The 25,963-nt window shown below is 56.2% G+C and carries 21 protein-coding genes and 2 pseudogenes; 8 read left to right on the top strand and 15 right to left on the bottom strand.

Annotation, left to right across the window (positions count from 1 at the left end; translation table 11 throughout):
- The 9 genes and pseudogenes from ASD75_RS05685 to ASD75_RS05645 form a co-directional block, all read right to left on the bottom strand.
- A pseudogene (locus tag ASD75_RS05685) lies at window positions 1-404 on the bottom strand (M20/M25/M40 family metallo-hydrolase); the annotation flags it as partial.
- Window positions 405-428: 24 nt separating this feature from the next.
- On the bottom strand, window positions 429-1,913 hold the full coding sequence (locus ASD75_RS05680) for a M81 family metallopeptidase (protein ID WP_056743898.1): 1,485 nt from the start codon (window positions 1,911-1,913) through the stop codon (window positions 429-431).
- A 39-nt stretch (window positions 1,914-1,952) separates the two neighbouring features.
- The gene (locus tag ASD75_RS05675; protein WP_056743896.1) at window positions 1,953-2,654 is read right to left on the bottom strand and encodes an ABC transporter ATP-binding protein; all 702 of its coding nucleotides are present in this window, start codon (window positions 2,652-2,654) and stop codon (window positions 1,953-1,955) included.
- Window positions 2,651-3,427: an ABC transporter ATP-binding protein gene (locus ASD75_RS05670; protein WP_056743894.1), complete on the bottom strand. Its 777-nt coding sequence runs from the start codon at window positions 3,425-3,427 to the stop codon at window positions 2,651-2,653. The genes ASD75_RS05675 and ASD75_RS05670 overlap by 4 nt, the downstream gene beginning before the upstream one ends.
- Complete coding sequence (locus ASD75_RS05665) at window positions 3,424-4,434, bottom strand: branched-chain amino acid ABC transporter permease (RefSeq protein WP_056743892.1); 1,011 nt, start codon at window positions 4,432-4,434, stop codon at window positions 3,424-3,426. Before ASD75_RS05665 ends, ASD75_RS05670 begins: the two co-directional genes overlap by 4 nt.
- 5 nt (window positions 4,435-4,439) lie before the next feature.
- Window positions 4,440-5,300 carry a branched-chain amino acid ABC transporter permease gene (locus tag ASD75_RS05660; protein WP_056743891.1) on the bottom strand — a complete coding sequence of 287 codons (861 nt, stop codon included), beginning with the start codon at window positions 5,298-5,300 and terminating at the stop codon, window positions 4,440-4,442.
- A 118-nt stretch (window positions 5,301-5,418) separates the two neighbouring features.
- Window positions 5,419-6,624 (bottom strand): ABC transporter substrate-binding protein, encoded by a 1,206-nt coding sequence (locus ASD75_RS05655; RefSeq protein ID WP_056743890.1) that lies wholly within the window; start codon window positions 6,622-6,624, stop codon window positions 5,419-5,421.
- 204 nt (window positions 6,625-6,828) lie between these two features.
- Entirely contained in the window at window positions 6,829-7,587 is a 759-nt protein-coding gene (locus ASD75_RS05650) for a response regulator transcription factor (protein WP_056743889.1), read from the bottom strand.
- 38 nt (window positions 7,588-7,625) lie between these two features.
- The gene (locus tag ASD75_RS05645; protein ID WP_082564905.1) at window positions 7,626-9,638 is read right to left on the bottom strand and encodes an ATP-binding protein; all 2,013 of its coding nucleotides are present in this window, start codon (window positions 9,636-9,638) and stop codon (window positions 7,626-7,628) included.
- 444 nt (window positions 9,639-10,082) lie between these two features.
- On the opposite strand from ASD75_RS05645, the gene ASD75_RS05640 reads away from it, so the two are divergent.
- Complete coding sequence (locus ASD75_RS05640) at window positions 10,083-10,436, top strand: hypothetical protein (RefSeq protein ID WP_056061850.1); 354 nt, start codon at window positions 10,083-10,085, stop codon at window positions 10,434-10,436.
- Between the two features lie 71 nt (window positions 10,437-10,507).
- Here the strand turns inward: ASD75_RS05640 and ASD75_RS24025 are convergent, their stop codons facing one another.
- From ASD75_RS24025 to ASD75_RS05620, 4 genes are all read right to left on the bottom strand, one after another.
- A complete protein-coding gene (locus ASD75_RS24025; RefSeq protein WP_156400946.1) occupies window positions 10,508-10,858 on the bottom strand; it encodes a hypothetical protein in 351 nt (116 codons plus the stop codon).
- A 151-nt stretch (window positions 10,859-11,009) separates the two neighbouring features.
- Window positions 11,010-11,519, bottom strand: coding sequence for a hypothetical protein (locus ASD75_RS05630; protein WP_056061844.1), 510 nt, complete (start codon window positions 11,517-11,519; stop codon window positions 11,010-11,012).
- A gap of 10 nt (window positions 11,520-11,529) precedes the next feature.
- Window positions 11,530-12,555, bottom strand: coding sequence for an AraC family transcriptional regulator (locus tag ASD75_RS23140; RefSeq protein WP_143227254.1), 1,026 nt, complete (start codon window positions 12,553-12,555; stop codon window positions 11,530-11,532).
- Between the two features lie 5 nt (window positions 12,556-12,560).
- Complete coding sequence (locus ASD75_RS05620) at window positions 12,561-13,325, bottom strand: glucose 1-dehydrogenase (protein ID WP_056061838.1); 765 nt, start codon at window positions 13,323-13,325, stop codon at window positions 12,561-12,563.
- A gap of 831 nt (window positions 13,326-14,156) precedes the next feature.
- Between ASD75_RS05620 and ASD75_RS23135 the strand changes: the two genes are divergently transcribed.
- The 7 genes and pseudogenes from ASD75_RS23135 (at window position 14,157) to ASD75_RS05605 (ending at window position 23,746) form a co-directional block, all read left to right on the top strand.
- Entirely contained in the window at window positions 14,157-14,747 is a 591-nt protein-coding gene (locus ASD75_RS23135; protein WP_082564904.1) for a TnsA endonuclease N-terminal domain-containing protein, read from the top strand.
- A complete protein-coding gene (locus ASD75_RS23130) occupies window positions 14,744-16,948 on the top strand; it encodes a DDE-type integrase/transposase/recombinase (protein ID WP_082564903.1) in 2,205 nt (734 codons plus the stop codon). Before ASD75_RS23135 ends, ASD75_RS23130 begins: the two co-directional genes overlap by 4 nt.
- Window positions 16,945-18,339: an ATP-binding protein gene (locus tag ASD75_RS05615; protein WP_056642864.1), complete on the top strand. Its 1,395-nt coding sequence runs from the start codon at window positions 16,945-16,947 to the stop codon at window positions 18,337-18,339. The genes ASD75_RS23130 and ASD75_RS05615 overlap by 4 nt, the downstream gene beginning before the upstream one ends.
- Before the next feature lie 32 nt (window positions 18,340-18,371).
- Complete coding sequence (locus ASD75_RS23125; RefSeq protein WP_082564902.1) at window positions 18,372-20,237, top strand: TnsD family Tn7-like transposition protein; 1,866 nt, start codon at window positions 18,372-18,374, stop codon at window positions 20,235-20,237.
- A gap of 36 nt (window positions 20,238-20,273) precedes the next feature.
- A pseudogene (locus ASD75_RS24275) lies at window positions 20,274-20,741 on the top strand (TniQ family protein); the annotation flags it as partial.
- A 75-nt stretch (window positions 20,742-20,816) separates the two neighbouring features.
- Window positions 20,817-22,121 (top strand): hypothetical protein, encoded by a 1,305-nt coding sequence (locus ASD75_RS23120; RefSeq protein ID WP_233250702.1) that lies wholly within the window; start codon window positions 20,817-20,819, stop codon window positions 22,119-22,121.
- 1,040 nt (window positions 22,122-23,161) lie between these two features.
- Window positions 23,162-23,746: a hypothetical protein gene (locus tag ASD75_RS05605; protein ID WP_056642858.1), complete on the top strand. Its 585-nt coding sequence runs from the start codon at window positions 23,162-23,164 to the stop codon at window positions 23,744-23,746.
- Between the two features lie 69 nt (window positions 23,747-23,815).
- On the opposite strand, the gene ASD75_RS05600 is transcribed toward ASD75_RS05605, so the two are convergent.
- Both ASD75_RS05600 and ASD75_RS05595 read right to left on the bottom strand, forming a co-directional pair.
- Window positions 23,816-24,274, bottom strand: coding sequence for a Mov34/MPN/PAD-1 family protein (locus ASD75_RS05600; RefSeq protein ID WP_158276489.1), 459 nt, complete (start codon window positions 24,272-24,274; stop codon window positions 23,816-23,818).
- Complete coding sequence (locus tag ASD75_RS05595) at window positions 24,246-25,961, bottom strand: ThiF family adenylyltransferase (RefSeq protein WP_056642852.1); 1,716 nt, start codon at window positions 25,959-25,961, stop codon at window positions 24,246-24,248. Before ASD75_RS05595 ends, ASD75_RS05600 begins: the two co-directional genes overlap by 29 nt.
- Window positions 25,962-25,963 lie beyond the last annotated feature (2 nt).

Raw genomic sequence — 25,963 nt, 5'->3', positions numbered from 1 at the left:
TTGGTCCAGAAGGCCACTTCGATGGGGGCCTCGGTTTCGATGCCGTGGTCGTTGAGCGTGCGCACCACTTCGATGCCGGCGAGCACGCCGTAGTTGCCATCGAACTTGCCGCCGGTGGGCTGGGTGTCGATGTGGCTGCCGGTCATGATGGGCGGCAGGTTGTTGTTGCGCCCGGGGCGGCGCATGAAGCCGTTGCCGATCTTGTCGATGGTGACCGTCATGCCCGCTTCGCGCGCCCAGCGGGTGACGAGGTCGCGGCCCTGCTTGTCCAGGTCGGTGAGGGTGAGGCGGCACACGCCGCCCTTGGGGGTGGCGCCGATCTGCGCCAGCTCCATCAACGATGCCCACAGGCGTTCGCCGTTGATGCGCAGGTTTTCGATGTCGGGTTTGACTTTGGTGTCCATAGAAGCTCCAGAGATATAGCTCAGTCAGGGATATGTGAGCACGTCGCCCAACGGGTAGACGGGCTGGCGCAGGTTTTCGAACGGGAACAGCTGGTAGTCCGAGCTGGTCACGCCGGGGCTATCGCACTCCACCAATCCAGCAGAGAGCGGCACGAAGACCGGTCGGCAGTACATGCGCGACTTGAGCAGCAGGTAACGATATGCCGTGGGGTTCAGGCCCACACAAGAAAAAACGCCCAGATCCCACGGTTCGTGCGGCTGCTCCACCACCACGATCTGCGTGCCGCCGGCATCCAGCCAGACGGCACGCCCCATGGAGCAGCGCTGGCCGGTGTATATCGGGCCCGTCACGGTGTAGCTGCCGTCGCTGATGGCACGCACTGTGCCCTGCACCAGCACGGGCTCTTTGACAATGCCCAGCCGAGCCAGCGGCACCTTGTTGCCCAGGCGCACCGACACCTGCGCGCCCACACCGGCCGCCACGAGCTGCTCAACGGCCTCCGGATCAGACAGCGGCCCCGTGGCGATACCAGTCAGGCCATGCTGCCAGGCGGCCTGCAGTACATCCATGGTGTCGCAGGTTCCTCCGGACATGCAGTTGTCGCTGTGATCCAGCAGCAGTACGGGCTTGCCCACCCCTTCGGCCATGCGCTGCGCCCGAACGAAGGCTTCGGCCAAGGGCTCGCTGGCATACACGTAGCCTTCACGTTCCGCCCAGATCTGGGCAGCCACGCGGTCCAGCGCAGCGGCGCACAGCGCTTCACCCTCGGCAGTACATTCCGCCGTGGCCACCACGCTCACGCATGGTGCGGCGATGTCGGCCAAGGAGAAGCCCGCAAAGATGGTCATGGCCGGCACACCCTCCCCTTCGGCCTGCCGCGCCGAGGACACGGCGGCGGCCATAGCGCCGCCCAAGGTCGTGCTGCGCAGGGTGTGACTGAGCAGCGGCAACTGTCGCCAGCGCACGGCATAGCGCGTGCCTTGCTGCAACATCTGCAATACGAGACGTGCCGCGTGCTCGCCCGCCTCGTACATGTCCACATGCGGGTAGGTCTTGAACCCGACCATCACATCGGCGTTATCGACCATCTTCTGCGTGATGTTGCCGTGGAGGTCCAGAGCTACGCCCAACGGAACGCCAGGCGCAGCCGCCCTCACCCGGGCAAGCAGGTCTCCTTCCCCGTCCGGTGTGTTCTGCGCCACCATCGCGCCATGCAAATCGAGCAGGATGGCATCGCAACCCACCGCTGCGGCGACGATGCGGTCCGTCAACTGGCGGTAGGCGTCGGCATCTACCGGTCCGCTGGGGTTTGCCGTGGCGGAGACGGGCGTCACGCACTGCGCTCCTACCCGCTTTGCTGCATCAATGAAAGCCGCCATCGCCGTTCGCATGCCGAAGTTGGCATGGAAGGCTGCCGCGTCGTACTCCGGCGCAAACGCCTTCAAGGGCGTGGGCACTGGAGAAAAGGTATTGGTCTCGTGGTTAAGACGAGCAATCAGAAACTTCATGAAACGCCCTTCGGGATTCAATGCGGGATGGGCCACAGCTCAGGCCAAGCCCACGCCCAGATAGCGGTCTTTGACCTCTTCGTCGGCAAGAAAGCTTGCGTTGTCGGCTGTGTAGACGATGCGTCCTTGTTCCAGGATGCAATGGCGGTCGGCCAGTTGCGTGCAGACCTCCAGGTTCTGCTCCACCAGCAAGATGGCAACGCCTGCGGCCTTGATGGTCTTGAGCTGGGCCACGATTTCCTCCACGATCACGGGGGCCAGCCCCTCCACGGGCTCGTCCAACATGAGCAACTTGGGGTCGTTCATCAGCGCGCGGCCGATCGCTAGCATCTGCTGCTCGCCGCCGGAGAGCTGCCCACCGCCGTTGCGCTTGCGCTCCTTGAGCCTGGGGAAAATGCGGTACACGTCGTCCAGTTGCCAGGGTGAGCTTTTTCGCAGGCCCAGCATCAGGTTCTCTTCCACGGTCAGCAGCTTGAAGATGCCCCGGTGCTCTGGTACCAGACACACCCCCTGCCGGGCGATCACATGCGAAGCCTGACCCTGCAGCGGTTTGCCGGCAAATGCCACACGGCCCTGCGTGGGAGCGACTACCCCGGCAATGCTCTTGAGTGTGGTGGTCTTGCCTGCGCCGTTGCGCCCCAGCAGGGTGATCAGTTCGCCGTTACCCACCGTGAAACACACACCCTGAAGCACATGGCTTTTGCCGTACTGGGCATGCAGGTTGTCAACATCGAGAATCATGCCTTGCCCCCTGTGATCATGTTGCCCAAGTACGCAGTCCGCACCCTTTCGTCGCTGCGTATGTCGTGTGGCATGCCTTCGGCCAGCACACGCCCCAGCTGCATCACCGTCACGGTGTCCGAGATATCCATCACGATGTTCATGTTGTGCTCGATCAAGACCACCGTGTGTTCGTCGCGCAGGCTCTTGATCAAGCGCTTCATGTCGTCCAGGTCATCGATGCCCATGCCCGAAGTGGGCTCATCCAGGAAAATGGCCTTGGGCCGTGCAGCCAGGGCCATGCCCACTTCCAGCCGGCGCTGCTGGCCATGCGAAAGATTGCCAGCGGGGGTGTCTGCGAGGTTCTCCAGTCCCACCTTGGACAGAACGGCGTCAACCACCTGCGACTGCGCACGCGCCCCTACCGGTTCGTGCCAAGGATTCAGGGCGCGTGCAGGCTGTACGCCTTGTGCGCCAAGGCGCAGGTTCTCACGCACCGGCAAGCTCAAGAACAGACTGGTCACCTGGAATGAACGCGCAATGCCTCGCTGCACCCGCCGATGGTCTGGCTCATGCGTGACATCCTGCCCATCAAAAAGAATCCGGCCTCCACTGACTGCCTTGGTGCCGGTGAGCATGTGGAACAACGTGGTCTTGCCAGCACCGTTGGGGCCAATCACCGAATGCACGGTATTCGCACGCACCTGGAGACTTACACCGCCCAGCGCTGCAAACTTGCCATAGTGCTTCTCGACATCAATGGCTTCCAACAAGATCGGGGTCTTTGGGCTCATGCCTGTTCTCCTTTCGCAGGAACTGCAGCTGCCGATGGCGTCACCACCGTGTCAGCCGACTGCTTGCGATGACCTTGCAGCCGATTCCAGACCGTTTCACCCAGGCCCCACAGCCCGCGCTGCATCCAGAGGCTCACGGCCATCAATGCAATGCCCAGCAGCAAAAGCCAACGCGGCCACAGTTGAGACAGCCAGTCGGCCAGCAGCAGGTAGAACGCTGATCCCAGCAGCGAGGCAAACAGGTTGCCCGTCCCGCCAATAACGGTCATCACCAGGATCATTTCACTGGTGTGGTACTCCGCGTTGGACAGCGGAGCCAGGCCGGTCATCATGGCATGCAGCGCCCCCGCGAGACCGGTGACAGCACCCGAGATCACAAACGCCTGCAGCTTGAGCAGCCTGAGGTTGTAGCCAATGGCAGCCGCACGCTCTTCGTTGTCTCGCACTGCCAGCAAAGTTCGCCCGAATGTCGAGCGTGACACCTTGAGCAGTAGCCAGAACACCACCAGAAAAATCAGCGAAACAAAACCATAGAACTGCCAGGGCGACGCCAACGTCCACAGGTCAAAGCCCAGGATGGACACATTGGGACGAGGGATATCCATCAACCCGTTGTCTCCCCCCGTCAAGCCGGTAGCCGTATAGGCAATGAAATAGAACATCTGCGCAAAGGCCAAGGTCAGCATCACAAAGTAGGTGCCACGCTGGCGAATGGCCACCCAGCCCACCACGGCCGCCCCGAGCGCTCCCATGACTGTGGCGAGCAGCAACGCAAGCGGCATGGGAACAGGCCAGCGGGTGAGTAGCAAGGCAACGGTGTAACTGCCCAGACCAAAGAAAATGCCCTGCCCGAACGAAAGCAAGCCGGTGAAGCCGAGCAGCAGATTGCAACCCATGGCCGCCAGCGCAAAGATGAGTACCTCGCTAGCCAAGGAGCCCGACTGCATCAGCAACGGCATGGCCACCACCACCACTGCTGCAAACAGGAAATGCGTGTATTTCTTCATGGGGTTCACTCCTTGCGGCCCAGCAGGCCGTGGGGACGCAGTAGCAGCACCGCCGCCATGGCCACATAGATCATCAGGCGGGCCCCTTCTGGCCATAGCGTGCTCATGACGCTTTGCACAATGCCGATCATCAATCCGCCCAGTAGTGCGCCACTGAAACTGCCCAGCCCCCCCACTACCACCACAACAAAGGCTACCGCCAGGGCTTCAATGCCCATGAAGGGTTCTGCTCCACGAATGGGGGATGCGAGCACGCCGGCCAGTGCAGCGGTGGCTGCACCTAAACCAAATACCAGGCTGAAAATACGCAGCACATTGATGCCGAGCAGCGAGACCATCTCGGTCGACTCGCTGCCTGCTCGCACAGCGCTACCGAGTCGCGTGCCCTCAAGAACCCACCACAGCAGCACTGCCAGCACCGAAGTGAAGCTGATCACGAACAGGCGGTACTTCGGGTAGATGAAACTGCCCCACATCACTACTCCCTGCAGCGCGTCGGGAACCGCCACGCTGTCACCCAGTGGGCCCCATTGCAGGATCACCAGCTCCTGGACTGCGAGTGCCAGACCCACCGTCACGAGGATGTGAAACTCATGGTCCGAGGCATACACGTGCCGCAGGACCAGCTTTTCCGTGGCCCAGCCAATCGCCCCCACCACCAGCGGCACAACTACCAGAGCCAACCAGAAGCTCATGCCCCATCGCGTCATCTGGTAGCAAAAATACGCTCCGATCAGGTAGAACGCCCCATGCGCGAAGTTCACGAATCGCAGCAAACCAAAAACAATGGACAGGCCCACCGCCAACAGGAAATACAGCATGCCAATGCCGATTCCATTGATGACCTGTAGAAGGTAAATGTTCATAAAGTGCTCGGCCGAACGACCACCAGCCGCATCCTGTCGGTGCCGCTGGGGTTCTCAAAAAAGGGGCGGCCACAGCGCGCGCATGGGGCTATGCCCAGCCCGGCGGACGCCGCGAGGGTCAGGCGCGCTTGCAGCCCGTCTGGTCGATGGGCAGGAACGACTTGCCCGAACTGAGCACGTCCACGTAGTCGTCCTTGTTCTTCATCTTGGACTTGGCCTTGCCCTTAAGCAGGTAGTAGTTCTTGAGCACCTGGTGGTCCGCCTTTCGCACCTCCTCCTCACCGGTCAGACCCTGGTATTTGTGGCCCTCCAGTGCGGCGATCACGGCTTTTTGCTCCACGGACCCGGCCTTGATGATTCCGTCGATCAGCAGCTTTGTGCAGATATAGGAGCCCGCCAGGCTGTAGTTGGGGTTCATCTTGAGCTTGTCATTGGTGCGTTTGACAAGATCGCGGTTGAGTTCGGAATCCACCGTGTGCCAGTACTGGGCACCAAAGTAGATACCGTCGCACAGGTCAGCGCCCAGCGATTCGAACTGCTCCAAACCAGAGGCCCAGGCCACCAGGATCGTCATGTTCTTGTGCATACCAAAGCTCACGGCCTGGCGGAGCGTGTCGGCACATTGTGCGCCAAAGTTCAGCAGCAGCAGGACATCGGGCTTTGCGGCCAGAGCATTGGTGATGTAGCCGCTGAACTCCTTCTCGGTCAGCGAGTGGTAACTGTTACCCACATGCTCGATACCCTTTTCCTTGAAGATGTTCTTGGCCGCGGACAGCAGGCCATCGCCAAACACGTACTGCGGTGTGATGGTGTACCAGCGCTTGGCCTTAGGCATGGAATCGATCAGCGGGCGCACCGTCTGCTCGACGGCGCCGAAAGTGGGTACCGACCAACGGAAGGTCGCAGCATTGCAGTCCGACCCAGTGATTTCATCGGCCCCAGCCGTGGTCACAAACAGGCCGCCAGCCTTCTCGGCCTCCTTGCCCATGGCCAGGGCCTCGCCCGAAAGGATGCCGCCCGCGAAGAATCGAGCACCTTGCTGCTGGGCTGCCTCCTGCACCTTGCGCACGGCTGTAGCGGGCTTACCTTCCGTGTCCAGGAGTGTGTAGGCCAGCGGACGATTGAGGGCTTTGCCATATTGCTCAATGGCCAGTCGCATCCCCATGTCAGCGAACTTTCCGTTGGCCGCAAAAGGACCGGACATCGGTACCGGACAGCAAAACTGAATGGCGCCAGGGGCCTGCGCAAAGGCGCTGCGGGTCAGGCCGATAGAGGCGGACAGCGCACTCAGTGCCGAGACTTGCAGAAGATGACGACGTTGCATGGAGGACTCCAGTGAGTAGAAGTGGGAGATCAAGAGTTGCCACCGCCATGGTGTCCAAGAAACCACCTTCCTGATCTTTCCAAATCTTTCATTTGGATTCATGCAAGCACAGGGTTAACCCAGCACGCTTTCGTTGCTGGCGCGGCCAAGCCGCGGCGCGCTCCCCGTCTGGTTTAGCGCCGCTTCAAGATGATCACGGGAGTGTCAATGCAGCCGTTGAGTGTCCTGCACGAGCTGTGCTGAGGCTGTAAAGGCGTAGCCAATCTGGTGCAGCGTCTTGACCGGCAGAGGTTCAGAAAACGCTTCCGCTGCCTTTTTGCGCAGCCTCGTGAGAAGCAAGTTGAGCCGTTCAGCCCCGTTTTGGGCACGAGCACCAAACAGGTGAGTGCTGAGGTCGCGCTTGGGCACGGGCTGACCATCCGCTCGCAGGAGTTGCTGCAAGAACATGAACTCGTGGGTCGTCAGTTGCAGACACTTGCCCTGCGGCGATGACAGTACCCAGTCCTTCATGGCCAGCACCCAGCACGCCGCCTTTGCGACAGGTATGGCCGCAGCAACCAGCGATCCTGCGGGGTCTATGGCTGTCCTGGGGGCAAGTCGGCTCGCTGTAGCGTCAATATTGGCGGCCAACTCCAGCAGGTTGACCGGCTTGACCAGGTAACGATCTGCCCCAGCACGCATTCCTGCCAGACGATCGTCAAGTGAATCTCGGGCGCTGAGGATGATCACCCCCACCTCGGGTCTGGACTTGAGTAGCGACGCCACGCTGAGGCCATCCTCACCGGGAAGCCCCAGGTCCAAAAGAACCACATCGACCGGCTGAACGGTGAAACCTTTGTAAAACGCCTCGGCGCTACCCGCACCCCAAACGCTGTAGCCCGAGTCGAGCAAGAACTCCTCGATGCTGTGCAGTTGATCGGAGTCGTCCTCTACGATAGCAATGCTGGGCTTGGATTGGGTCATGTTGCGAATACCTCCGGCACCTGTCCGGAATGCAACATTCAGGCCACCGGTGTCACGTTCAACGGGATGTCGATCACAAAGCGAGTGCCTTGGGGTTGGACGGCCTGTAGCTGGACAGCCCCACCATGCAAGTCAACGATCCGTTTTACCAAAGCCAGCCCCAGTCCGGCACCGGGTTTGCCCTCTGCCGTACGGCCGCGGCGGTACTTCTCAAACACCAGCGTTTGCTCTTCCAGCGGAATGCCAGGGCCTTCGTCCTCAATGACAAAACGGCACTGGCCCTCATGCTGATGCACGCTAAAAGACACCGTTGCACCCACCTCGGAATACTTGAATGCGTTCGAAAGCACGTTCATGAGCATCACGCGCAACAGCACGGGGTCGCCATTCAATGATGGCAACCCGGGTTCCACCGTCAGGTACAGCGGGTGCTCGGCAGACAGCTGGCCACCGTTTTCCGTTACCCACAGGCATAACTCCCCCACGTCAACGGGTACTGGCTCTACCGCAAAGTTGTGGCTATCAATGCGGTCCTGGGTCAGGCAGTTGTCAAAGAAGTAGCTCAATCGCGCCGAGCCCCTCAGGATGCGCTGCGCCAACGCCAGCTGCGCAGGCACATCCTTGGAGCGCAGCGCAAGCAACTGCCCAGCGGTGTTGATCACCGCCAGTGGAGAACGTACCTCGTGGGACAGCATGGCGATGAAATGGCGCTGGTCGGTCAGCGTCTGCTCAATGGAGGCCACAGCACTCTCCAACTCCTGGGTGCGTTGCGCGACCATTTGCTCCAGATCTTCGGCATGCTCCTTCAAATGCCCTGCCATGTAGCCCATGGAATCCGCCAGAGACCGTAACTCGCGAATAGGGCTGGATTTCGGCGCCTGGGCATTCCAGTCGGACTGGGTCAGTCTGACTGCCCAGTCACTGAGTACCTGCAAGGGTCTCACCAACCGGCTGGCCACGAACACCGAAAACAGCACTGAAGCCAGCAAGACGGCCAGCGTGGTGTAGATCGTGTTGCGTAGCACTCCCCGCAACGGCGTGTTGAAGCGGCTCTCAGGCAGGATGATCGCCATCGTCAGCACAGGGCCGCGATCCAGCGCATGCGTCCACCAACGCGCCAGGTGGCGCACGCCGTCCACATCCATGAATCGGTTTCCCTCGCGTTGACCGCTCTGCAGGATGTGCTGACCCAACGCACGCATCACGGGGTCGTGGCTTTGATCGATGCGCACACGCTGCCCATCCACCAAAGCCGATACACCTGCAGACGGATCGTGCGAGGACATTGCAAGCAGTTCTCCCGAGGCCTCGGCCAGAAAGGCCCTGCCCCCGGACTCGGAGGCCAGCGCGGCCAGAAACTCGTTGAGCTGGGACAGCGCCACATCGGCGGTGACCACCCCGATCAAACTGCCATCGCGTAAGCGGACCGGAGCTGAAATCCCCATACCAATTGCGGCATATGCGCCTTGCGCATCGTTGATCATGTAGCGATAAGGCGCGTACCACGCGACCCCATCATTGGCAATCGCTGACTGGTACCACGGACGGGTACGTGCATCAAAGCCCACCTCGCTGCGGGAAATCAGCGTTGGCTCGCGACTCACGGCGTCGATACGCAAAACCTCCATGGCCCGGCCATCACTGATCCGTGCGCGCAGCATGCGCAAAGCGCGGTCCTCCCCCAAAGGGGGACGGCTGCCGGCGTAGTACTGACCATCAGGCATGCCCATGGATATGAAGGTCAGTTGGGGTTGCTGGTCGATCTGCAGCATGAACTGGCGCATCAATACGTCAGGTTGCTGAACCATCAGGTATCCGGCGCGCACTTGCTCGACATTGAAAGCCACTACGCGCAGCGGCACGTCAAAGAAGGAGACCACCTTTTCGCGGACCCTGCCTGACACCTCGTCAGCCAATTGCAGCGCGAACTCTTCCATGGCACCCGTAGCAGAGCGATAAAACAAACTGCTGCTGGCAAGTACCAGGGGCAGCAACACCGCCAACAGTGCAAGTGTCAGGAAAGTGCGCAGGGCAAGACGGCGAGTGAACATTGGGAGATCGGGGGTGTACAGGCGGTGCACCGCAGAGACACGCCTGTGCGCGCGGTTCGGCGCGTTGCCTCGGATTCAATCACATGTACTCAACGCGGGGCCTTGAACCTTTGTTTGTCGCCCCAATGCGATTCAACCTTACGGTGTGCCTATGCGCAGTGTCTTCGGATGCCAAGTTCAGTTCACGTACTGTAGAACCGGCCATAGCCGTCTTCCGTCGCTTGCCTGGCCGAGAACGGCAATTGCTCAGGCATTTAGATAGACCACATGGTGTCTGCTTCTTCCCTCTTTCAGTGCAGCAGTGACTCTGCCTACTGCTATCAGGAATGCCAGTTACGCAGCGGTTGCTGTCATCAACGCTGCGTCGTTGAACGCGTACTATCGGCCATAACCGGCCGTTCGCCAGTCCGTCAGAATCCTCCGTGAGCCCTCATTCAAGAAGCTATGAACCGCTGGACTCCAATTTCTCGTGACGAGCTGGAGGGACTATTGGCCGATCAGCTCGCCAAGTGTTTGCAAGAACACGCCGAACAGTTTGCCCGCTTGCGCGTCCCATTTCGCACCGCATCGGTCATGCGTGGAGGTGTGAACGAATCGGTATTTATCGTGGCACAGCTTGGGCAAGTAGCCATCTACTACGAAGACGTTGAAGAAGGGTTCAACGTTTCAGAGGTCGCATCCGACGGCTCCCTCATCACCCCCGGGTTCGAGCAGTGGACTATCACCGATGCAATTCAACACCTTCTCGCCCTCCCTCACGATCGCGTTCGGAGTGAGCCTGCTACTGCCCGTCGTTGAAAGGCAAAGCTCGGCCACAAGCAGCCAGTGGTGTTTCCGAAATCTGATGTGTAACCTGCGCTTTGAAGGGGCTAGCCCTCACTGAGCACCTCAAGTATTTCAGCGTTGGCCACAAGGTTTTTACCTTCTTGGACACGCCACTGGCGCCCGACCTGCAGCAGTTCAGCAAGACCAGGTCCGTTAAGAAACCAAACCTCCAAATTTTGGGTCTCTCCAGGGTGAACGACTTCGCCCTCTGGGACCTGAACTTGCCCGATGTAGAACTGCCGGTCATCTGGGCCACCGAAGTTGTGATTCGGTCTGTACACCCCCCAACAAGGCCCACTGCGACCACCTTCTTCGGCCGAAAGAAAAGACAGTCGCGCCAGCACTCTGGGCGACGGCCCATCCTCCAGCAGATCTAAAAACGCAAATAGTTCCATGCGAAGCTGACGGTTAAATTCATGTAGTAGGCCCCATCAGATTACCGCTTTGCGTGCATGAGCTGAAGGACAGCTCAGGGCCCGAAGCGAAACTTAAGTCGTTTCCGAAGCGGCCACCGACTCCTCAGGCCTCTTGGGAAGCCCCCGCAGTTCACGGAAGCGCTGCGAGGTACTGGGTGGCCCTTTGCTCAGAAAAGTGGTCGATGACGACCTGTGCGACCACCAGCAGAAGCAATCCAGTCACGACGCCGTGCACCCAGCCTCGGCTTGTAAGCAGCAGGCCCAACACACTCAAGGCCGCTAGCACTGCCGCGCTGTAGCGGTAATACCTATACTTTGATACCACAACCTCTATGCGTGCTCGCTCTTTGGCTAACACCTGGCTCTGTTGAGGTTTACCGATACTCAAGCTCAGTTCTTCGACCAAGCCCTTGTCCCGTACAAGCAGTGATGCTGCCGTTCCACACAGCAGCATCGCAGTTGCCAAGACGGTGACGCCGAACCCCAAGGCAAAACCGGAGCGCGTCGCAACCCAGAGCCAAACGGCAATGCACGTCAACGCAGCTGAGCCCGCGAAGATGAGCATCATTTCGTTGTACTCGCCTTTGAAATATTCACGAATCAGAGCCTGCAGCGGTGCATAGGTTTCGGTGGGGGTCATAGGAACTCACTTAGTTGCCCGCGTGACACGCAGCAGCGTGTGCAGCGCGCCAATCGGAAGGGGTTTGCGCCTCCCATTGTCGAAAGGCGCGGAAGAAAGAATTCTGGTCTTCGTAGCCCAGCAAATAGGCTACTTCGATGAGTGTGAGCGAGTTGTCGGCCAAATGCCGCAGAGCCATCTGATGTCGGGTCTGAGTCACCAGGGCTTGGAAGCTGACACCTTCATCAGTCAGGCGGCGCTGCAAAGAACGCTCGCTCATGGCAAGTTCAGCGGCCACGGAGCGAATGTCCGGGCGACCGGCAGTCAAACGACGCCGCAAAACCCACTTTGTCTGCTCGGTCACGGACTCGGACGCGTCATGATGTTCAAGACGTCTGTCCAATTCCGGAGCGAGAACATCGAGCAGGTCCTTGTTGTAGGTGGCAAACAGCTTGTCTAGGTCTTCTCGACTCAACGCGATGCGGTCGACGGTCGCATCGAACTTGATGTCGCACCCGAAGTATTTCTCAAGTGCCAATGTTGCTACAGGCGGTCGTGCAAGCTCTAGCGACATTGGTATCAGGCGCTCGCCTGTTCCTCTGCGTCCCAACTCCACGAACGACACCATGGTCGCGTCGACTAAAGCGCGAGGAACTGTATCTGAACCACCATGTGGCCAAATGATGCTAAGCGCGCTGTGGTCGGCAAAATCTTGGACCGATACTTCCTCAGGTGCGCACAGTCGCTTAAAACGAGCGACCCGATTCAAAGCGTCCCGGAAAGTTCGAGCGTGCTGGGCTGCTACGAAAGGGAGAGGCATCACAGCCCCGTCCAATCCCGTTGCGATACGAAGGCCGATGCCCGGGTCTTGGCTAACTTTTTCGATGGCACGCCACAAGGCGAAGAATTGCGCTGTAGTAATCGGCGCATCGTCCTTCAGCACACTCAGAGGCAAGCTTGCGCATCGAATGACCTCTGCGCGGTCGACCGAGGCCCGCTTGAGGCCCTCCCACAAAGTGGATGGGACCTTTAATTTGTCTGGAGCGGTGCTGCTCATGTTCTTCACTTTGCTTGGAAGCCACCGTCGACGTTGAGAATGTGACCGGTGACGAAGCTGGCTTCTTCCGACAGCAGCCAGCAGATGGCGTTGGCGACTTCTTCGGGGCGGCCCAGGCGATTCATGGGGTGCATCGCCGAGATGCTTGTTTCGTTGTAGTTGGGGTCACCTCCGCCGAGCTGGACGGCGATGATGTCGGTCTTGATGGCGCCAGGAGCCACACCGTTGATGCGGATGCCTTGGGTCGCGTGGTCCAGAGCAGACGACTTGGTCAGGCCCACCACTGCGTGCTTGGTCGAAGCGTACGGAGCACTCCAGGCGATGCCATTCAGGCCGGCGATGGACGCCAAGTTGACGATAGCGCCGCCACCTTGTTTGACCATCTGAACGAGTTCGTGTTTCATGCTGAAGTACACGCCCATGATGTTGGTCTCGACCATCTCACGGTAGTTGTCGCTGCTCGACTGCACAAGAGTGCCAGTCTCGTTGGACACGCCTGCGTTATTGACTGCCATGTCCAGGCGACCGAACTCAGCCACGATGCTGTCAATCATCGTCTTGACCGCAGCTTCATCGGCCACGTCGTTTTGCACGAAGCGAACTTGTGCACCGTTGCGGGCCGCGGCGGAAACCTCGGCGACGGCGGCTTGCCCGACTTCCGCACGACGACCGCTCATGACGACAGTGACGCCTTTGGCGACAAGCTTGAGGGCAACGGCCTTGCCGATGCCAGTGGCACCGCCAGTAATCAGGGCTACTTGATTGGACATTTCAGACTCCTTTTGATAGACCGAGAGAAGTTCTCGGGATGTAAGAAGTCTAGGAGTTCAGCGGCGCCAAATATATGCCAATCACGCCATACGACATGCCGAACGCGCCAATCAGGGTTTGACTATTCGATTGAGGGGAGAACCGAATTTTCCAGCCCAACAGTAGTTCCGAATGTTTGGTTTTGGCTGAATTGGACAGCGTCAACGACTGACCGGTAGTGGCCGATAGTACCCATCCGCGCCGACGAAGCGAGCGTCCGCAACCAGCCTCTTGCAGTCATCGGAGCATTTTGGGGCTGCTCGGACCGCAAGAACTTCTGGGAAAACCAAAGAAAAAGAGCGCTCACCTTGAGCGCTCTTTTTTGTATAGCAACAAGTCCAATCCAGACCAAGGCGACATTCGCATGTATTGGTCTTCTTTACCCGTTGAATTCGAGTTTACGACTTTACAGTTACAGATGGCCGCCCCGCAAACCCGCATGAATGCTAGAGGTCTGTTTACGACTTTATTTGCGAGTTTACGACTTTAATTACCCGGATTAAAAACCTTATTCGACTAATGTTTTGGACTTTTTAAACAATTTTTATGGACTTTTTTGGTGATTCCCTCAGAATGGACGCGTGCATTGGAAACCAGACCCCCTCCTCTACCCCAGCCATTTAAGAGCACGCGTCAAGAGGGGACGAGGCCTGCTCCAGGGCGCCGAGTACCTGCCTTGGCTTTACATACGCGACGTTCCTTCACGCGGCACTTCGTTGGGTGGGCATGGCATCGTTACGGGTCGCCCGCATCAAGGTCTTTCCGATCTGGAGGCCACCTATCTGTACCTTATGGAACGTCGTGAGAGTGTGGTGGACATTCGAGAGCAATGGCCTATCTTGGATTTGGATAGGACTCTAGAGCTCTGTACGGAACTTGAGGTTCGACACATATATAAGAGAGGGTTGCCGGAGCCCTTCACGATCGACTTTCTGATCACGGAACTGACGGCGGACGGAAAGAGCTACCGTGCAGCGAGCGTTAAGACTTCTGAAGATGCGGCCGATCCGTCAAAGAGATTGCGTTTAGAGGTGGAGCACAGATGGTGTCAAGAACGAGGCATACCTTGGACGTTGGTAGATACGTCGCGCTTCAATAAGACACTACTTGAAATCCTGCGCTTCATGCGTGGGTGGTTTCGCCATCGTTTCAATCCGGAAACACAACTTGATCCACGCTTCTTACTTGCTTTCGAGAGCTTCTACAAAAGCAACGAGTTGCTCAGTGAGTTAGTGGCAAGGCTCACCAAGACTCTTCGACTCCCCAATTCGCAGGTGCTGGACATGTTTCGGTACTGTGCTTGGTCAGGTCAAATAGATATCTCGCTTGGTCATCCGTTGGCGCTCAATCGACCACTGTTTTTGAATCAGAAGAAGCGATGACTGATTTTCGTGCGCTACCCAATCAGCCAACCCTTCATGTAGGCTTGGCACTGCATGACTCCGAACGACCAGGTCGGTATCTTCGCCTAACTCATATTTTTGAGGATGGGGTATATGCGATGTGGGTGGGCACACCCGAAGAAGCCAGGTATGCCAAACGACCGATTTTCTATTCTTGGAATCAACTTAGCGCGCTCACCTCACCTACATCGAAATGGGGTCGCATAGTACTTCCACAACAGCTCTCCGTGCCAGCCGAAAGCGGTAGTTCTCAGGCAGGAAAAATTCAATCAGCATGGGTCCAGATCGCGCCTGTAATACAAGCATTTGAAAATAGGACGAACCTATCGAGACATCACTTTACCGCCTTAATTCGAGAGAGAGCTTTAAGCATAGACGTTGCGGAAAAGACGCTGCACCGTCTCATCCTTCGTTACTACTACTTCGGCAGCACAAAAATAGCACTGGTTGCACTGCCTCGCGGCCCCAAGCGCACCACGAGGGGTCGTGAAGAGTCAGGTGAAAAAGACCATGCAAATGGCGAAATTCCGGATAAGGCCAATAATCGCCGCGGCCGGAAAACTATTCTGAGCGATGAACTAGGTCCTAATAATTTTGTTGTCACTCCGGATGATGTCGACGACATGCTCAGATGCTATAAGCAATTGCTCAGAAAGGGGCCAACAAATAAGACCACTGCGCACGAAACCTACTTAAGCACTTTTTTCCAGAAGAGCCACCCTGATACTTATCGCCAGTACATAAAAAAACAGATATCAGAGCCAGTAACCTATCGCCAGTTTTGCTACTACATAAATGGTGAGTTGCAGCTTACGGAAGACTTAGCACGAAATGAGCGCAGGCTTCGTCGTGACCCTGCCAACACCAACTCGCTAGTTTCGGCAGGTCCAGGTGAAATATATGAGATCGATTCTACCGGAGGGCGACTCTACCTAGTCTCCAGCGAAAAAAATCCTGTAGTGGTAGGCAAACCAACCATTTACTTCCTAATTGACCGGTGGAGTAGATTTGTCGTCTCAGCGTACATCTCTTTGCGCGCGCCTTCGTACGAGGAAGTTCGCAATACGCTCTTAATTGCATTTACCTCTCGCGAAAAACGCTTCTCGAGATTGGGCATAGAAGTTTCTGACAATCAATGGCCTATAGGCTGCATTCCAGCCGTTATCTGTCCTGATCGTGGATCCGACTTCATGAGTGGATCTATGTTGCAAAGCGTGGTCGATGATCTGCGCATCGACCTGACGCCACTCCCCCCTCTATGCCCAGACGGCAAAGCAATAGTAGAGAGGCTAATCCGCACTATCAAGCAGCGCATGGCGGCATCGGGGATGAAAGGTGTTTACGCAGACCGTCCCTTAGATCCTCAATCAAGAAGGGCCGCACGTAAGGCTGAAGCTGCTGCAGTGCACACACTTGCGGATGCGTACCGAGCGTTAATCGAAATTGTGAAGGACTACAACAACCGTCCCCATCAAGCCCTCAAGCGTCGAAAAATCCTTACACAACACGGCATCGAACCTACGCCGAAAAATGCGTATGTTTGGGGACTCGAAAACATAACGGGACTTCGGTCTGCACCGTACACGGAAGAAGACTATTACCGACTGTTACTCAGTTCAGATAAAGCGAGTATTTCAGGAGGTGTTCTTCGCTACAAGACTCGTGCATATCATCCCTCTAACGAGGCCGCAATCGACTACATCAGGCGATCGCCCAGAAACAGGCCTTCTCTGGACATCCGACTCGACAAGACGCAGCCAGCGGTAATCATGATAGCGAGCAGACACGGCGAATGGCCGTGTTTCGTGATGGGCGCTGGTGACGCAAGGGACAGCGAAGGAATTTCAATTGACGAGGAGGAGGCCTTCGCGGCTGTCAATGCACGCCTTTGGGCCCGCTCCGACCATGAAAGTCGACGCGTACGGGTTGCCGCAAAGGCGGCCAAGCCTGTCAACAACCGGCATAAGAGCGCCCCCGCCGAACGTTTACCTAATGTTGATATGCAACGAGCTAGGTATCAAGAAACCGCAAAACTCAAAAACAAGTTGCATGCCCAAACACACACAGAGTTCGAAGAGCACACGGCCAGTGCGTCCGTTGGGAAAAGCTGGAGTGAAGTGGAGCGAGAGGAGAAGGCTCGATTGGTAGAACTAGTGAAGCTAAACAGGAGCAAGCGATGAAGGATGTTGAGATATTCCCTGCGGTGTATCACGATACAGGAGTTTCTCGATTTGCAGGCAATCCGTTCATTGAGGCAATGCCGCCTCTGGAGCAAAGCAAAAGTGACTTTCTGACTAACCTCGCGCACTACCCAGCGAAGCCGTCGGCAACGCTTCGCAGGAGTAGCGAGGTCGTTCGACTGATGGAGCTGTCCACCATCAACGACATCGTCTACCCTTTCCCTGAATATCAAAAGGCTGGCTTCACCCTGGCCAAGATGGCCCGCGACACTTATGTAGCGCGCCACCCTTTGACTACGATGGACCGGCAGAGGAGGCACGCCATTGCCACCACCGGAACCAATGGTCTACCAATGCCCGCTGACTGGAAACCTTCGGCTAAAGGCTACTTCATGATGTCTGTTAGCGGGCAAGGCAAGACTACTTTCGCAGCTGCAGCTTTGCTGAGATACAAGCAGGTTATTTGCCACTCGAATTATCACGGAGCTGATCTGAAATGCCATCAGGTCGTATACGTTCTTCTCAGAGTGCCTCACGACGCAACACTCAAGTCGTTGTGCCTGCAATTCTTCAACGAGATCGACCGACTGCTAGGAACCGACTATTCGCGGAAGGCGGCAGCGCTACGCAATATTGCGCCCATGGTCGACTTGATGAACAAAGTCGCAACAGCTGTCTCCTTGGGCTTTATTGTCGTTGATGAAGTTCAGAATTTGCGCAGCGCGCGCGCCCAAAATGCGGAGCTTGTACTAAACCTATTCAGTGAAATCATTGAGCGGCTCGGCATTAGCTTGTTGGCGCTTGCAACACCAGCGGTCCAAGCTGTCGTAGAAGGAGCGGTACGAAACACCCGCAAACTCGCTTCCTTCGGGAGCTTGGTAATTGAGCCGATGGCAAGGAATAGCCCTCAGTGGGAAGAATTCTGCGATACGTATTGGGACTATACGTTTGTCAAGACAAAGACAAAGCTGACGAAAGAAATCCTTGATGCTTGGTACACGGCCTCAGCGGGAAATACGGCCTTCGCGGCGCTCGCGTTCACACTATCTCAGCACAATGAGATTGGCGGGCGCGAAATTATCGACGCTACTGCGTTTCAGCGAACCGCGGCGACTGACATGGCATTTCTTGGACCGGCAATTGCAGCCTTGCTCAGCAAGAACCCTGCAAAGCTTCGAATGTTTGACGATCTGCTGTTCAGTCCTAGGTACAAAGCTATGCGCGCCCTGCTTGGGGCAGAGGAGCCTGCTCGACCCAAAGGGGTAAAAAACGATGAGTTTGACGATGTACACGAAGAGAGCGTGCCCCCCAGTCCCGCTGCGACAAAGAACAAAAAAAGGGCCTCGCCTCGGCCGGTTGACCTCCCCTTAGAGGATCCGCTGGCCCGCTGAGACTACTTGCTGATTGACTGGAGTTAGCAAACGTGCACCGCGCTCGCCTCGCTTCAACAACTATCTGCTACACGCCTGAGCTGCTCCATGACGAACTGCTGTATTCATGGCTGTGCAGGTTAGCAATCTTGAATGCGTGGGGAACGGGCCGAGACGCAGTGAGGAAAATTTTTGGTGGCAGGACGGTTACACCCAGCCTTACCCTTCCCACTCACTTCGATGCCATGAACGAGCGATACGCGGGGGCGCTGCCACACGACTCTTTCGCCGCTCTTATGGAAGCCAGTACGCTGCTACCGTATCACAGGCCGTTCTTGGATCACGAGCGCTATGCACAACTAATGGAGGACTCGCGCTCAAGTAACTCCCTTGACTTGAAACTGCGGCTTGGTCTCGTTGCAAACCGGTTCGGAATCAACACGCCACACCGCTTTTGCCCCGCATGTGTAGCCGAAGATATTGAGATGAACGGCTGCCACTACTGGCATCGGCAGCACCATCTACCCGGAGTGAACTGCTGCGTCCGCCATTCTCTGCAGTTGCAACAACAAAGTGTCCCAAAGGAAGGCCTATTTGGCCAACCCCTAATGTATCCAGGCCTTCCTAGCGGCGAGGAATGCATAACCCCTGAATGTGGTTTTCAATTCCGATTTGCGCAACTATCAGCGGATCTCCTGCTGGCAGCACTACCGCCGATAAACAATGCCGATCGCTCCAACGTATATCGAAACCGCCTGTCGGCAAAAGGCTTTCAGTCGAGCCGTCGAAGCCTCGACTACCAATTAGTTGCAACTGAGGTGAGGCACTACTTTGCCGACTTCGCTAACTTTCAGCATCAATCACGACTGCTGCAGACCGCCAGAAGTCCTTTGCGCTGGATTGAAGATCTGGTTGAGCGTCCTGACCGCTCATTGCATCCGATATGCCACCTGCTGATGATTGATTTTTTATTTGGCTCCATAGCAGAGTTCAGCTTGGCAGTTGACGCAGAGCGGTCTTCACGCGAAGCGACACGAGGAAGTGCGCACGCGATTCCTCGTGGTGAGACAAAGAAATCCCTACAAGTACCAGGCCTTGAAATAGAACATCTCCTACGCAACCCGTCATTGTCCTGCCGTCAGATAGCTCAACAAACGGGCAAGAGTGTCGGCACCATCGTCAAGTATCGTAGACAGCGAAAAATCGAAGTGAAAGAGCGTCGTAAATTCGTCGGCGCCCAAACTCGAACTTCGATAGGGCACGACTTGTTGTCAGGTTTGGAATTGCAGTCTATTGCCCTTCGTAATGGGGTTTCCGTGCAAACTATATATCGGGAATTAGCGTACGAGAAGGGCACCAAACTGCACCGCCAACGTTCACTTTTCATGGCACAACGAACGTCTCGGCGTGACCGGTGGATGGGAGTGTTAAAAACGCCTGGCGTTGAGGGAATCTCCAAAGCAAGGTCTCTGGGCTTTTCTGACTATGCTTGGCTCTATCGACATGATCGCAGTTGGCTACTTACTTCCAATGCGCAATATCGCAAATCGGTGAGCACGCGTGGTACGGTGAATTGGCCGGCCCGAGATCAGGAGCTCTGCTCGAAAGTTCTCACTAGGATGATCTTGCTATTAAGGGCTGAACCACCCATGCGAATCTCAGTAGCTCGGCTTTGCTCAGGGCTGGGGCAATCCTCTCAATGGCGCCGCGACAAACTACCCCACTTTAAGGCGCTCTTATCACGTTTTTCGGAGACACCTGAGTCGTTCAGAATTCGGAGGGTTAACTTCGCAATCGATTTTTTAGTGCAACGAGAGTCCGACATTAAATTATGGAAAATTCAGCGTGCTGCAGGCCTTCGTATATGGCCTGCGGACCTTATCGCGTACGCTCAACGACGAATCAACGAGCACACCTAAAGGTCTTGGGCACCAACTAACTCTCTAAGCCCCTTCATGGTATTCCTGCCATACGTTCCCACCCCTTACCCAGACGAAGTTCTGTGCTCGGTTCTCACAAGATTTGTAGTTCACAATGGTGAGAGTGTTTTTCGAAAAATATCAAATTCTGTAGCCCACCTCAGTCCCAATCTTTCAATTTATCAGGCAAGCCCGCCTCATCCTGCAGTCGTAGCATTCATCACCGATCAAATGGGGCTACCAGGAAATGAAGTCACCGATAGGTTAACTACAAGTCAATTCTTTCGAGTATTCAACACGGCTCACAAGAGACCGCTGAACCTAGAGACAGCGGGGTATGGAACACGAAGTGGGAGACTTCGGTCCCTTGGATTCATTCCTTGCAATCACCAACCCGCTGTGCGTTTCTGTCCATCCTGTCTTGATGAGGACTTCAAAAAATACGGTGAGCCCTATCTTCATCGAATTCATCAGATGCAGCCCGCATTGACATGCACAGTTCATGAAGAATGGTTAAGAATTTCATGCCCCAAGTGCAAAATGCTTGTTGTGCCAATTAACAGAATGGTACTTCGACCTATGCCCATCGTCTGCGAATGCGGCGCGGATCTACGGTCATTGCCGGTCAGAAAATCGCCAGTAAGCAGTGCCTTCAAGCGATTGAGTAAATTTTGTGCGGATTCAATTTTTTCTAAAAATTCACTGTGGTCGCACGCTCAAGTCAAGTCCGCCGCCAGCGAAGCTCTTGGACTATCGCCGCATGACTTCTCCACAGGATATATCAAATCTCTTATCAAAGTTTACGGTAAGCCAATCAGCATTTCTCCTCACAAATTCGTTATCGCGCCGCCGAGCAGCGACTGCCATCTCAGACTCAATCTGGATTTGGGGAGGTTTAAAGCTGAGGACTTTGCATCCCTCTTCACTGCCGCTGGACTAACCTTCGACGAATCCGCACTATTAATTTCAAAAAATAGAACTGTCGGCATTCACATCAAGCAAAGGAGTCCGAAGTACGTCTACGGTTTGAAGCACGCCGAAGAAGTCCTCCTGAACTTTTCAAAAGCATACCCAGGCGAGGTGGCTACGAAATTCCAGAGATCTCACCCTCGACTCTACTGGCTCCTGAGGATCCATCATCCAGATTCGATTAAAAGATGGTGTCCAAAGTTGAAAACACTGCCGCCGATTGAGAGCGATAGAAAGAAGTTAGGTCGACTATTAAAAAAAAATGGAGATTTTAAAAAAATATTCGCCAGTGCATCGCGCCCCCTCTTTAGAGCAATTATAAGGGACCAGAACTGGCTGATAAGCACCGCAAAATTAAGCCCATCAGATTTTACAGCCCCCCCACTCAAACCGATCACCAAACTTACATCAGCAAAAATCCCTGCCTCCAAAAATTTGAGCACTCCCACCAACAGAAAAAAAGAACATAAAAATCCAAAAATAGATGACATTGAAAGAGACCTCGTATTCGCATTAATGAAGGCGATTCGCATAGAACGGCGCCCTCATAAGATCACCAGATCAAGACTTTCTCAACTATCATCAAGAGGAGTTTCTTCAATTACCAGAGCAACCCCACCCGGCAGTAGGCTGCACACGATGATAAGCAAAATCAACGCCGACAAAGATCGTAGATTGGCACTGTGGGCAGCACAAGCGTTAGCTCTTGCAGAGACAAATATGACGCCTACAACAGTTCTGCTAGCGGCAGGGCTCAACACGACTTCCCGTAACAGGGAACACGCGCGCTCTGCAATCGATTTGCTTTCAAGCGGATTAAGTCGTCAAGCAATTCGTGAATCTTTTAACACAGACCCAGAGCAGATAGCCCGATTACACCGCCTCAACCGAGTCGACTTAAAACCTCTGAATTAATACAAGCGACATCTTCTAGTCAAATATCGCGAATAATCATCTGACTAAAATCCTTCAACTGCTCTGCGGAGGCGGCTTGCCGCCGATGCTGATATTCCGCCCCCGACGAACCCGACCTCCTCAGCGCCTAGAACTTCGAGGGGGCCACGACGGCATTTACAGCACCATCAAACACATAAATTATGACGACAGGGCGTAATTCACTCGTCGGCTGAACCTAAAAAGTGAGACATCAATTAAGTGATGCAGCAAAAGTGACTAAATTGACGATTACCCACAGGACCAACCGTTTTAAAAGCAATTGTCTTAGTGGCCATACAGGAGGCATGTGACGGCAGAGGTATATTGCTGCGGAAGCTAGATGCACTTGACCACAAAGTACACTGCAAGGTGACCATGCGTTCCGTGTCTACTTGACCAGACCAGGGTATGGTGCCGGTTAAAGTTGCTGGGTATAAAAATGGTTCCTGTGCTCCGGCCAACATCAGATCTACCACGAGATGTGGCGTAAGCCTACTGGCGTTCGCTACGAGCATGCGGGAGATACTGGCGGACAATACGCCACGCAACTCGTGCCCACCCAATCACATGATTTCTAAGCCCCCAGAGTCCATGGAGCCTAAAACTAAGCTCAAGGCGCTCCTCCATAGGATTCATACCCAGGTTGACACAACGTTCTCTGGACTGGGGGTCATTGTGTGGGATGGCGTGTCTACGATACCAATCCTCCCTATGCGAAGTGAACAGCCAAGGGGCATCCATGACAAAACCACATTTGAAGTCTTGATGAATATCTCGCGGGAGGGGAGCCCTTTTCACGATGGATTTCACGTCGTTGACACAGCTCTTGCGCTCATCCAGGTGTCAGTCTATTTTTCACCCGCGATTTCCGCGCAAGTGGAGACTCCTGCGAACGGACTGAGGTTCGGTGGGCGCTACCTTGCAGCTGCCTTCGGGTCTTGCCTTGAGGGCGTGATTTGCACGGGAGTTGTGTCGAAGCAATATGGCCCGATAGTTTTTGAGCACGGAAAGGTGGCGTGATGTTTAGCCTTCTTCCGATGACAAAAGTGATTTCGATGCTAGCTGGACTGTATGCGCTGCTGGCTTTTCTTGTGGCGCTTGGAATGGAACGGCTAGGTATTGAGGTCAGCTTCCTTCGCGTGTTTAGCGGTGCGGTAGTGATCGATCTCGGACTACTGTTCTTCGTCTACGTTGGTTGGCGCTGGATATGGGAAAAAGTGCCCCGTCTCAATCAATGGCTCTATCCCGATCTCAACGGAACCTGGGCTGCATCCATTGACTGGGTAAAGGATGGAAAAACTGGTCTTGCACTGGGTACCGTGTCGATCAAACAGAATTTTTTCACGCTTTCTATTGAGATGGATGCCCCACGATCTGAGTCGCGCACCATAGCGCTTTCAGTCAAGAAAGATCCGGAATCCGCGCGGCCCTTGCTCCACTACATCTACGAGGTGAGGGAAAAGTATCAATCGCCCGGGCAGAACATGGTTTACCAGGGAGCCGCGTCTTTGGTCGTCGATGTCGCCACCTATGATCGCCTCAGCGGCAACTATTTCACCAGTCGTGAATCCGGCGGTCATTTCGAGTTCCGACGCACGCTGTAAAAACGATCACCAATATGGAGCCGTTTGGAGGGGGGCAATCTTTGATTGGTCGGCGATTTGAATTGAGGCCTACATGTCGGAGACGCATGTCAATTCTGCCCCCATACCGACTCCGCACCAGTTAGAAACTCGGCCGACGATCAAGAAGACCATCGGTTTAGAAACCCCCTGCGCGATGTCCTGCCAGTGCTTGAGGTCGACGCCTGATGGCAAGGGGGCGTCTTCAGGGTGCGTGTGCCATTCGCCGACGTAGTCTATTGTCTCGCCGCTTTCTTTCCAACGACGCCGCGACACCCGCTGGTGATGTGTGGCATGACGGAAGAATCCGAAACGCCGCTGAACATCTGCCGCCGTCGGGAAGGTAGCTTCTGTCACGTGGGTGTGGGGGCCGCGGCGGTAGCCCATCAGAATGCCGCCAGCCTCGGGTGCGGACGCCGTCAGCTGCCTGAGGCCCAATAGCCGCTCCAATAATTGCGGCTCAATGAGCAGCATCGCGCCATTACGGCCGAATGGCAGTGGCTTGAGCATCACGAGGCCCGCAAGCGGGGCAGGCAGCCAATCGAGAGACGTCCTGATTTTTGACGCCGTAGACGTTCGCATTGGCCATCGCGCTGGTTCGGAATCGCGGGCTTGCCCGTCCGTATTGAAGCCAGTCGACTACAACTTCCAAGCACAGCGCCGCCGCAGCCATCGGTGCGCTGACCGCGTACGGCGTGAAGCCATTGCAGCCCAGTTGTTTGCGCGTGGGCAGCTCTTTCAGGACCGGGAAGCGCTCCTGCCGATAGTGATTGTGCTCAGCCTGCAACAGGCATCGGAAGCATCCGAGGCGGCGCCCCTCTGCCCAGAAAGTCTGGACGCATTCCCCGTTCCCCCGGATCCGTACGTGGAGCACCGGTACTTCAGTGCCTTTGTCCAGGCGCATGGCGTTGATCATCTCGCTCACAATCTCCTCGCCAGTTGCATCAATCACCAGATCCGCATCGAAGAGGTCTGGGAGTCCCTTGACACTGCGGACGCGGGCCCGGATTTTTGCGAATGGGAACTGTCGCTTGAGCTCTTCGGCCAATGCTTCGGCTTTGCTCTTGAAGAGCGCAGGGTAGCCCAGCACATGCCGGCCAAGGTTCTCCGGCTTCATGTCATCGTAGTCCACAAGGTCCAGACATCCTGCACCCGTGCCGGCGCCCAGCCGCACGAGACCCGGTGCAACATGCGAGCCGATGGCACCGCAGCCGACTACGGTGATCTTCTTTCCTTTCAGGTCGGGGAACGTCAGATTGCGGCTGTGGACGAAGTCCGGGCCGAACTCGGTGATCGCCAGCCTACTGATCTTGCTCGTTCCCCCTCTCGTGTGGAGAAATTGGCGATAGAGCCTAGGCTTCCTGGCAGCGCCAAGCCGATGTAGCGGATCCAGATCAAAACCGAACCCTAGCCACCCCAGCGGTGTGTGGATGGCGAACGTTGCGATGGAGTACTTGAGATACTGTGTCTCGCGTTCGAGCACGCGTTGAAGTTGCTGGTACAGCCGGTGATCCCATGCCTGGAGCCACGCGAATAGCTCTTTGATGGTCGCCGGGATTGCTTTCGGTACCGCAGGCCGCGTCTGAGTTGCGAACAGCCAGCACGGACACTTCGTCTCTTTGGGAGGCTGGGCCCCTAACGCCAAGGCAAGCGCTTCGACTTCCTCCTTGTTGTCGGCGACAACGGCGTGCGAAGCACCTGCAATGTCCAAGAACCAGTAGTTCGACGACTGGGTCGTTCGGTCAACGTTCCCGATCAGCACCGAATAGACGGCGGAGGATTCGCCGTGCGACCAGTGCTGCAGGAATTCGTCCTGGATGTCGTCGTGCCTGAAATCAGGGTCATGCCGGATGCGATCCAGCACGAGTTGCGCCTGGTCCAGGCACTGCGCAATCGATTCTGCCGGATCGAACCGGTCCAACACCACTGCGCCAGAGGCAAAGTAGCACAGACCTCCCGATGCATACACGTGCGGCGATAGGGGCGGCAGGACATCGAGGTGATCGAGGATCCTGATCGAGGGGTAGGTCAGAAAGTCCCAGTCGGTGACGCTGAGCCTGACCTTGATCGGCCCGCCCTTACACGGAAGTGCTCCATCGAATGACCGCGTGCCTCGCCGATAGCCGCTGGGCGTGAAGCCGCGCGACCTCAGCAGCCGGAGCGCCTCGCCAAGGAGCGATGCCGCAGCCTCCGGCATTG

The organism is Acidovorax sp. Root568, assembly GCF_001427445.1.
GTDB lineage: Bacteria > Pseudomonadota > Gammaproteobacteria > Burkholderiales > Burkholderiaceae_C > Acidovorax > Acidovorax delafieldii.
This window is presented reverse-complemented; position numbering and strand designations above follow the sequence as displayed.